This window comes from Stenotrophomonas sp. GbtcB23, from assembly GCF_019091045.1.
In the GTDB taxonomy this organism is placed as follows: domain Bacteria; phylum Pseudomonadota; class Gammaproteobacteria; order Xanthomonadales; family Xanthomonadaceae; genus Stenotrophomonas; species Stenotrophomonas rhizophila_A.
On record NZ_JAGXKC010000023.1, the window covers coordinates 58,064 to 66,948 of the forward strand.

Below are 8,885 nucleotides of genomic sequence, written 5' to 3' on the forward strand. Positions count from 1 at the left end.
GGGGAACGCAAACGGGGCGCGAACAATATCGTGAGATGTAACGGAAATCCAGCAGAAATACGCGGAATCGATCACCGCGCGAGCGAGGACTCCGCCAACCGCGCGCCCAACCACACCAGCGCAAATCCCGCCACCAGACTGATGCCCAGATACGTCGGCATCACCCAGCCGCGTCCGTTGCGGACCAGCAGCACTGCCTCCAGCATCATCGACGAGAACGTGGTCAGCCCGCCGATGATGCCGACGATGGCGAACGCGCGCCAATACAATGCCGCGCTGCCGCGGGTCTGCAGCCAGACCACCACGTAGCCGACCGCGAACGCGCCCACCAGGTTCACCGTCAGCGTGCCCCAGGGGAAGCCGTTGCCGAACTGGCGCAGCATGGCGTCGCCGATGATGAAACGCAGCGCCGCGCCCAGCGCACCGCCGGCCATCACCAGCCCCAGCTGCTGCCACCACGTGCTGAAGCCCCCCATCAGTCGTTCCCTTTGCGCGCCCGCGCCTGCTCGCGCTCGGCACGCAGGCGGTCGAGCTTTTCCTTCAGCTTGATTTCCAGGCCGCGCGCCACCGGCTGGTAATACACCCGCTCGCCCATCGCATCCGGGAAGCCGGTCTGGTCCAGCGCGATGCCGCCTTCGGCATCATGGTCGTACTGGTAGGTCTTGCCGTAGCCCAGCTCCTTCATCAGCCTGGTCGGCGCGTTGCGCAGGTGCAGCGGCACCTCCTGGGTGCCGGTCTCGCGCACTTCCTGCTTGGCCAGGTTGAAGGCGGCATAGCCGGCGTTGGATTTGGCGGTGCTGGCCAGGTACAGCACCAGCTGGGCGAAGGCCAGCTCGCCCTCGGGGCTGCCCAGCCGTTCGTAGATGTCCCAGGCTTCCAATGCCATCGACTGCGCGCGTGGATCGGCCAGGCCGATGTCCTCGATCGCCATGCGGGTCAGGCGCCGGGCCAGGTAGGAGGGATCGCAGCCGCCATCGAGCATGCGCGTCAGCCAGTACAGCGCGGCATCCGGATTGGAGCTGCGCACCGACTTGTGCAGGGCCGAGATCTGGTCATAGAACTGCTCGCCCCCCTTGTCGAAGCGGCGGGTGCGGTCGGCCAGCACCTGCACCAGCATCTCCGGGCTGATCCGCCCGCCTTCACCGCCCGCCAGTTCCGCGGCGATCTCCAGCAGGGTCAGACCGCGCCGCACATCGCCGTCGGCGGCGGTCGCGATCTCCAGCAGCGCTTCGGGTGTGACCTGCAGCGCCTCGGCGCCGAGCCCGCGTTCCTTGTCCTGCAGCGCCCGCTCCAGCGCCTCGACGATGTCGGCCGGCGACACCGCTTCCAGCACGTGCACGCGGCAGCGCGACAGCAATGCCGAATTGAGCTCGAACGAAGGGTTTTCCGTGGTGGCACCGACGAACACGATGGTGCCGCGCTCGATATGCGGCAGGAACGCATCCTGCTGGGCCTTGTTGAAGCGATGCACTTCGTCCACGAACAGCACCGTGCGGCGGCCTTCGGCGAAGCGCTGGGCCGCTTCGGCCAGCACCACCCGGACCTCGGGCAGGCCCGAAAGCACGGCGGAGATGGCACGGAATTCGGCGTCGGCGTAGTGCGCCAGCAGCAGGGACAACGTGGTCTTGCCGCAGCCTGGCGGCCCCCACAGGATCATCGAGTGCACATGCCCGGACTCGACTGCCCGGCGCAGCGCGCTACCCGGGGCGAGCAGACGTTTCTGCCCCACCATCTCATCGAGGGTCTGCGGGCGCATGCGCTCGGCAAGCGGGCGCATGCTGTCCCGATCCACCGTCAGCAGATCGGGTTCATTGAATGTCGTTCGGTTTCTGGCCACGCCACTATTGTATGACCGAATGACGCAGCGCCGGGCCCTGCCCGGCCACCTCAGTTGCCGATGACGTCGGTGTTTTTCGGCGGCGTGAACGTGAAGGTGGTTTTCGGGAAGGTCGGGTTCCGCTTCCAGTCCTTGAACGAGATCACCGTGCGCTGGTTCACCGCATCGGTCACTTCCATGCGGGCCAGGCCCTGCGCGTTGAAGCCCAGCGCGGCGTACTGGAACGACGTTTCGGTTTCACGCTTCGGGGTCAGCGACAGCCACTGCAGGCCGTCGCGCGGCGCGGCCTCTTCACTGACGTCGTACTGCTTTTCCAGCAGCGCCGGGGTGATCAGCGCGATCAACGGGCTGTTCTGTTCCTCGGCGCCCTGCACCCGCTTGGTCGCCTGCTGCAGGTCCGGCTCGTACACCCACACATTGCTGCCGTCGGCAATGATCAGCTGCTCGTGCGGCACCTTGTACTCCCAGCGGAACTGGTTCGGCACCGACAACGCCACGCTGCCGCTGGTGGTTTCCTTCACCTTGCCCTTGCTGTCGAACACCTTCTGCTCGAACTTGCCGTCCAGGCCCTTCAGGCCCTTGGTGAACGTGGTCAGCTCATCGCGGGCGCCGGCCCAGGCAGACACCGACCCGACACTGGCGCAGACCAGCGTGGCGGCGACAAGACAGCGGCGGAAAGTGCTCTGCATACGGGTATCCAATGAATGTTGTAAGGATGGCCGGCAGTGTGCCGAGGTCATCCTGAATGGGGGGTCAGGGGACGGATTGCACCGTGCGCAGGTCGCCGTAGACCACCTGCCCTCGGAAGCCGCGCCGCACCTGCTGGTACAGCTCGCGGAACGCAGCATAGTCGCCCGGCTGGCACAGCGCATCCGCGCCGCGCACCGCGTTCTGGTGCAGGCGGTGGCGGGCGACGATGGCCTGCCCTTCGCGGCTCCACTCAAGCGCGTACTCCCCGGCCGCATTACGGAACTGCTGGTTGCGCGGCATCGCCACGATCGGCACCCCGGCAGGGAACTCCAGCCGGTAGGTTTCCTGGCGCAGGGTGTCGTTGCAGTAGAACGGGGTGGCGTTGTCCGGCGCCGACGTGGTGGTGTAGATGTCACGGAACGACTCGCCACCGGGCGGGTCCGGCAGCACCATGCCACCGACCACGCCGAAATCGACGTAATCACGGGCGTGGAAGTCGTAGCGGTAGTTGAACGGCCGGGTCAGGTCCTGCGGGTCGCCCAGCAGGGTCAGCGTGCCGCTGCCATCGAAGCCGGACGAGGCCATGATCGATTCCTCCACCCGCGCCCGGTTCTGCGCGTTGAGGCGGGCGAACGCGCCGCGCATGCCGATCTCGCCCACTTCGCGCGGCTGCTGCACGGTCTGGCCCTGCAGGTTGCCGTCCGGGTCGAAGCGGAAGGTCACCTCGAAGCCGCTGCCGTTGCGCGCGGCATCGTTGGCCGGGGTGCGTGCCACCCTGGCCTGGCGCGTATGCAGCACCGGCGCACCGAGGTCGCCGTCAGGCAGCTGGCCAAAGCGCGCATAGGCGCTGGTGGAATCCAGGTACAGGTCGAACTCGGGAATGTAGGTGATGGCGTGGTTGAACCGCCCCAACAGGGGAATGTCCGGCAGGGTCGGGCCGCCGCCAGCACCAATCAGCACCGGGGTGCTGTCGATGCCGCGCGCGGCCAGCAACGCCTCCAGGATCACCACGTGGTCCTTGCAGTCGCCGTAGTGGTTGTCGAGGATGCTCTGCGCCGGGTTCGGCTCCAGCCCGCCGTTGCCCAGGTAGACCGCCACGTAGCGGATGTTCTGCGACACCCAGCGGTACAGCGCGGCGGCCTGCTCCCGCCGGTCGACGATGCCGCGGGTGACCTCGTCGGCCAGCGCCTGGATCCCCGGGGTCACCCGTGCCGCCTCGCCGCCCTTGAGCTGGTAGGCCTGCGCCACCTGCGCCCAGTCGCGGTACGTGCTGGCCATGATGGTCGGGCTGAACTCCCACGGCGCCGCGGTCCAGATCTGCACCGGCATCGGGTCCGGGCGGCGGTAGCGCCAGGCCCAGGTCGCCTGCCCGTTCCGGATCACGGGTTTCTGGTTGCCCTGCACGCCCCGCTGCTGCACGTACATCGGCAGGGAGGCCGGCGCGCTCAGGGTGACCTGCGCATCGTCGTACTGGGAGAACCCGCTGAAGGTTTCCCACAGGCTGAAGTAGCCCGGGAAGTACGGCTGGGTCTGGGTGCGGCGGGTCTGGTAGACCACCCGGGTGCCCGGTGCCAGGTTGGGAAACACCACCACCCGCACCTTGCGGTCGGCGTACATGGCCGCCGCGGCGCTGGAATAGCTCTCCTGGGTGTAGATGCGGTCGGCCGGCACGTCACGGCGCTGGCCGTCGGCGGTCAGGGTGTAGGCCGACAGCACCTCCAGCGTCTCCATCTTCTCGCTGTAGCTCAGCCGCACCTGGCTGAACTGCTCCACCGCCGCCTTGGTCTTGAGCAGGATGTCGTAGGACTCGGTCTGCACGTTGCCGGCGTCAGGGCGCACCACGTAATCGGCGCGGTAGCTGACGAAGCTGAAGTTGTTGCTGGCCTGGGTATCGCTGGGGACGGCCGGCGGGGCCGGTGCCGGCGCCACCGCAGGCGCCGGAACCCGGGCCGGGGCGACCGTCTGGGCAGACACCAGCAGGGGCGCCAACGCCAGCGCGCACGCGGTCATCCATGTCATGCGGATCATTGCGGTTCCGGCGTTACTTCGGCGGGGGCGGCGCAAGCACGCTGCGGTCGCCGTTGTGTTCGGGTGGGCTGACCACGCCGGCCATCTCCATGGCTTCGATCAGGCGCGCGGCGCGGTTGTAGCCGATCTTCAGCCGGCGCTGCACACCGGAAATCGAGGCGCGGCGGGTTTCGGTCACGATCCGCACAGCTTCGTCGTACAGCGGATCCGATTCATCCCCTGCCGCCCCGCTGGACTCGGGCAGGCCACCGGCACCCACCACCACGCCATCGCCCATCATCTGCACTTCGTCCAGCACGCCGCTGATGTAGTCGGCCGGGCCGCTGGCCTTGAGGTGTTCGACCACGCGGTGCACTTCCTCGTCGGAAACGAACGCACCGTGCACACGGTCAGGCAATGCGGTGCCGGGCGGCAGGTACAGCATGTCGCCGTGGCCCAGCAGCGTTTCGGCGCCGGACTGGTCCAGGATGGTGCGCGAATCGATCTTGGAGCTGACCTGGAAGCCGATGCGGGTCGGGATGTTGGCCTTGATCAGGCCGGTGATCACATCCACCGACGGACGCTGGGTGGCCAGGATCAGGTGGATGCCGGCCGCGCGCGCCTTCTGTGCCAGGCGCGCGATCAGCTCTTCGACCTTCTTGCCGACAATCATCATCATGTCGGCGAATTCGTCGATGAAGATGACGATGAACGGCAGCGTCTCCAGCGGGCGCGGGGCTTCGCCGAGCTCCGGGTTCGGCTTGAACAGCGGGTCCATCAACGGCTGGCCGGCGTCTTCGGCGTCCTTGACCTTCTTGTTGAAGCCGGCCAGGTTGCGCACGCCCACCGCGCTCATCAGCTTGTAGCGCCGTTCCATTTCGGCCACGCACCAGCGCAGGCCGTTGGCGGCTTCCTTCATGTCGGTGACCACCGGCGCCAGCAGGTGCGGAATGCCCTGGTAGACGCTGAGTTCGAGCATCTTCGGGTCGATCATCAACATCCGCAGGTCTTTGGGCGAGGCCTTGTACAGCAGGCTCAGCACCATGGCGTTGACCGCCACCGACTTGCCCGAGCCGGTGGTACCGGCCACCAGCAGGTGCGGCATGCGCGCCAGGTCGGCCACGGTCGGACGGCCGGCAATGTCCTTGCCCAAGGCCAGGGTTAGTGGGCTGGCCGACTTGTCGTACTCCTTGGAGCGCAGCAGTTCGGACAGGTAGATCATTTCGCGGGTGACGTTGGGGATTTCCAGGCCTACCACCGACTTGCCCGGAATCACATCCACCACGCGCACCGACTTGACCGACAGGCCGCGGGCGATGTCCTTGTCCAGCGAACTGATCTGGCTGACCTTGATGCCCGGTGCCGGCTCGATCTCGAAGCGGGTGATCACCGGGCCGGGATATGCGCCGACCACCTGCGCGTCGATGCGGAAGTCCTTGAGCTTGAACTCGATCTGGCGCGACAGCGTTTCCAGCGTCTCCTCGTCGTAGCCCTTGGGCTGCGGCTTGGGATCATCCAGCAGCGCCAGCGGCGGCAGGTCCGAGCCATCGCCATTGACGCCGCGGAACATCGGAATCTGGGTTTCGCGCTTGGCGCGGTCGCTCTTTTCCAGCACCGGTTCCGGACGCGGCTCGATCTTGACCGGCTCGCGCTTGGCGCGCACCTCGGCGTCCACCTTGCGCACTTCCTGGCGCTCCTCGCGCATGGCGCGGGTCTGCTGCCACTCGGTGGCCTGCTCCTTCTTCTTGCTGAGCAGCGGCGGCAGCGCAAGCACCGCGCGGCCGATCTTCTCCATCACCACGAACCACGAAATGCCGGTGGCCAGGGTGATCGAGGCCAGCAGCAGCACCAGCACGAACAGGTTCGCGCCGAGCGCGCCGAACCCGGCACTGAGCGAATTGCCCACCAGCCGGCCGAGGATGCCGCCGGCATGGCCCACATCGCCACTGAACAGCCGCAGGTGCAGGAAGCCGGTGCCGGCAATCAGGAAGCCGACCAGGCCGACCAGCCGCAGCGCCGGGTCCAGGTCGTGCTCGCCCTTGCTCTCACGCTTGAGCCCGAACATGGCGAACCACGCCAGCGCGCCCAGCACGATCGGCAGCAGGAACGCCATGTAACCGAACAGCTGCAGCAGCACATCGGCCACCCAGGCGCCGACCCGGCCGCCCATGTTGTGGATGGGCGCCACCACGCTGCCGGTGTGCGACCAGCCCGGGTCGCTCGCCGAATAGGTGAACAGGCTGGCGACCAGATACAGCAACGCCGGGGCGATCGCGATCAGGCCGAGGTCGCGCCACAGGCGCTGCCGACGGGGATTTTCGACCGGCGCCGCAGCCGCAGCACGGCGCGACGCCGCTTTGCCGTCGGGAGACTTGGATCGTTCCGGGACCTGTTTCGCCACCTTAGACCAGACCTTGGGAATGCACTGTTAGTGCTTGATAATAAACGACTGACGGCACGCCAACCACCACCGGCTGGGTTGCGCCGTTCCACCGCTCGCCTTGAATCGGGCGACCCCTGCCGCCACTCTATGACCTGTCTTGGACGCCGGGCAATCTTTCGCCAGCGCCCCGCCCCATCATCTCTTTGCGAGTCTACATGAGCAATTCCAAGCCTTCCCGCCACCAGAAGCTCGTCATCCTCGGTTCCGGCCCGGCCGGCTGGACGGCAGCGGTCTACGCCGCCCGCGCCAACCTGAACCCGGTGGTGATCACCGGCCTGCAGCAGGGCGGCCAGCTCATGACCACCACCGAAGTGGACAACTGGCCGGGCGACGCCCATGGCCTGATGGGCCCGGACCTGATGGCGCGCATGCAGGCCCACGCCGAGCGCTTCGAGACCGAAGTGATCTTCGACCACATCCACACCGCCGACGTGACCCAGCGCCCGTTCAAGCTGATCGGCGACAGCGCCGAGTACACCTGCGACGCGCTGATCATCGCCACCGGCGCCACCGCCAAGTATCTGGGCATTCCCACCGAAGAGGCCTTCAAGGGCCGCGGCGTGTCGGCCTGCGCCACCTGCGACGGCTTCTTCTACCGCGACCAAGACGTGGTCGTGGTCGGCGGCGGCAACACCGCCGTGGAAGAGGCGCTGTACCTGTCCAACATCGCCCGCAAGGTCTACCTGGTCCACCGCCGCGACACCCTCAAGGCGGAAAAGATCATGCAGGACAAGCTGTTCGCCAAGGTCGCCTCGGGCAAGATCGAGACCGTGTGGCACCACCAGGTGGACGAAGTGCTGGGCAACGAAGCCGGCGTCACCGGCGTGCGCGTGAAGTCCACCCTGGACGGCAGCACCCGCGACATCGACGCCCACGGCTTCTTCGTGGCCATCGGCCACCACCCCAACACCAGCCTGTTCGAAGGCCAGCTGACCATGAACAACGGTTACCTGGACATCCGCTCCGGCCTGGGCGGCAACGCCACCCAGACCTCGGTGGAAGGCGTGTTCGCCGCCGGCGACGTGGCCGACCAGCACTACCGCCAGGCCATCACCTCGGCCGGCTTCGGCTGCATGGCCGCGCTGGACGCTGAGCGCTACCTGGATGCCAAGGGCGAGCTGAGCTGATCGGCGGCGCCTGAAACACCCCAGGAAGGCCGGCGCCCAGCGCCGGCCTTCTTCGTTTCAGCTGCCGCCCTCGCATGTCATCCAGTGCTCGACGGGGCCGGAAGTCACGCCATCGGCATCGCGCATGACCGTGCTCCAGTTGACCATGCCATAGCCGCTCCCTTCGCAGGCCATCCTCGCCTTGATGGGCGACGCGGAGGCTTCCGTGACCGTCTTCACTTCCGCCCTGCAGGCGCCCGGCTCGGTGCAGTACACCGGCGTGAAGCTGAGTGTCACCGGGAACTGTGGATTGCCGTCGAAATGAACGTCGGTCTCCGCCGCACCGCTGGCTGGGACGGTAACGCGATCGATCTTCCTCAAGGCTAAAGGCGTGCAGTCCTTGCCCTCGCGAAACAGCCGGTAGCCCTTCTCCACACCTTTCATTGACGCCGCCCGAAACACGGGATCCTGTAGCGCCGCCGAGTCTTCTGGGTTCGAGTGGTAGGCGATCTCCACAAGTACCGCTGGCATTGTGGCAATCCTGTTTTCGCCGTGTCGGCCCGCGTTGGCTCGCTCTCGAATGGGAAAGTCCTCGTAGCCCGGCTGTGATCGGATCTGCTCGCGCATCCCGCATAGCACGCTCTCGGCAAGAGGGCGATCGTTCGGCTTATCGCCGTGATAGAAGACTTCCAGGCCCCGAGTCGTCGCCATTGGATGACCATTGGTGTGAAGACTGATCATTGCCCCTACCCCAAGGTGATTCGCGTAGAGAGGGCGTGTGCGGATGTCCTCATTGACCTCT

General features: G+C 66.8%; 7 protein-coding genes. 1 reads left to right on the plus strand and 6 read right to left on the minus strand.

The window, feature by feature from the left end; all coding sequences use genetic code 11:
* Positions 1–71: 71 nt before the first annotated feature.
* From crcB to KVS69_RS11390, 5 genes are all read right to left on the minus strand, one after another.
* Positions 72–476 (minus strand): fluoride efflux transporter CrcB, encoded by a 405-nt coding sequence (crcB, locus tag KVS69_RS11370; RefSeq protein WP_217538117.1) that lies wholly within the window; start codon positions 474–476, stop codon positions 72–74.
* Positions 476–1,777 carry a replication-associated recombination protein A gene (locus KVS69_RS11375; RefSeq protein WP_254622142.1) on the minus strand — a complete coding sequence of 434 codons (1,302 nt, stop codon included), beginning with the start codon at positions 1,775–1,777 and terminating at the stop codon, positions 476–478. Before KVS69_RS11375 ends, crcB begins: the two co-directional genes overlap by 1 nt.
* Before the next feature lie 110 nt (positions 1,778–1,887).
* Entirely contained in the window at positions 1,888–2,526 is a 639-nt protein-coding gene (gene lolA, locus KVS69_RS11380) for an outer membrane lipoprotein chaperone LolA (protein ID WP_217538118.1), read from the minus strand.
* Between the two features lie 64 nt (positions 2,527–2,590).
* A complete protein-coding gene (locus KVS69_RS11385) occupies positions 2,591–4,555 on the minus strand; it encodes a DUF3857 domain-containing protein (protein WP_254622143.1) in 1,965 nt (654 codons plus the stop codon).
* A 13-nt stretch (positions 4,556–4,568) separates the two neighbouring features.
* Entirely contained in the window at positions 4,569–6,935 is a 2,367-nt protein-coding gene (locus KVS69_RS11390) for a DNA translocase FtsK (protein WP_068851802.1), read from the minus strand.
* A 197-nt stretch (positions 6,936–7,132) separates the two neighbouring features.
* Between KVS69_RS11390 and trxB the strand changes: the two genes are divergently transcribed.
* Positions 7,133–8,104, plus strand: a complete 972-nt coding sequence (gene trxB / locus KVS69_RS11395; RefSeq protein WP_068851800.1) for a thioredoxin-disulfide reductase — start codon at positions 7,133–7,135, stop codon at positions 8,102–8,104.
* Between the two features lie 57 nt (positions 8,105–8,161).
* On the opposite strand, the gene KVS69_RS11400 is transcribed toward trxB, so the two are convergent.
* A partial coding sequence (locus KVS69_RS11400; protein WP_217538119.1) for an N-acetylmuramoyl-L-alanine amidase occupies positions 8,162–8,885 on the minus strand: 724 nt, incomplete at its 5' end.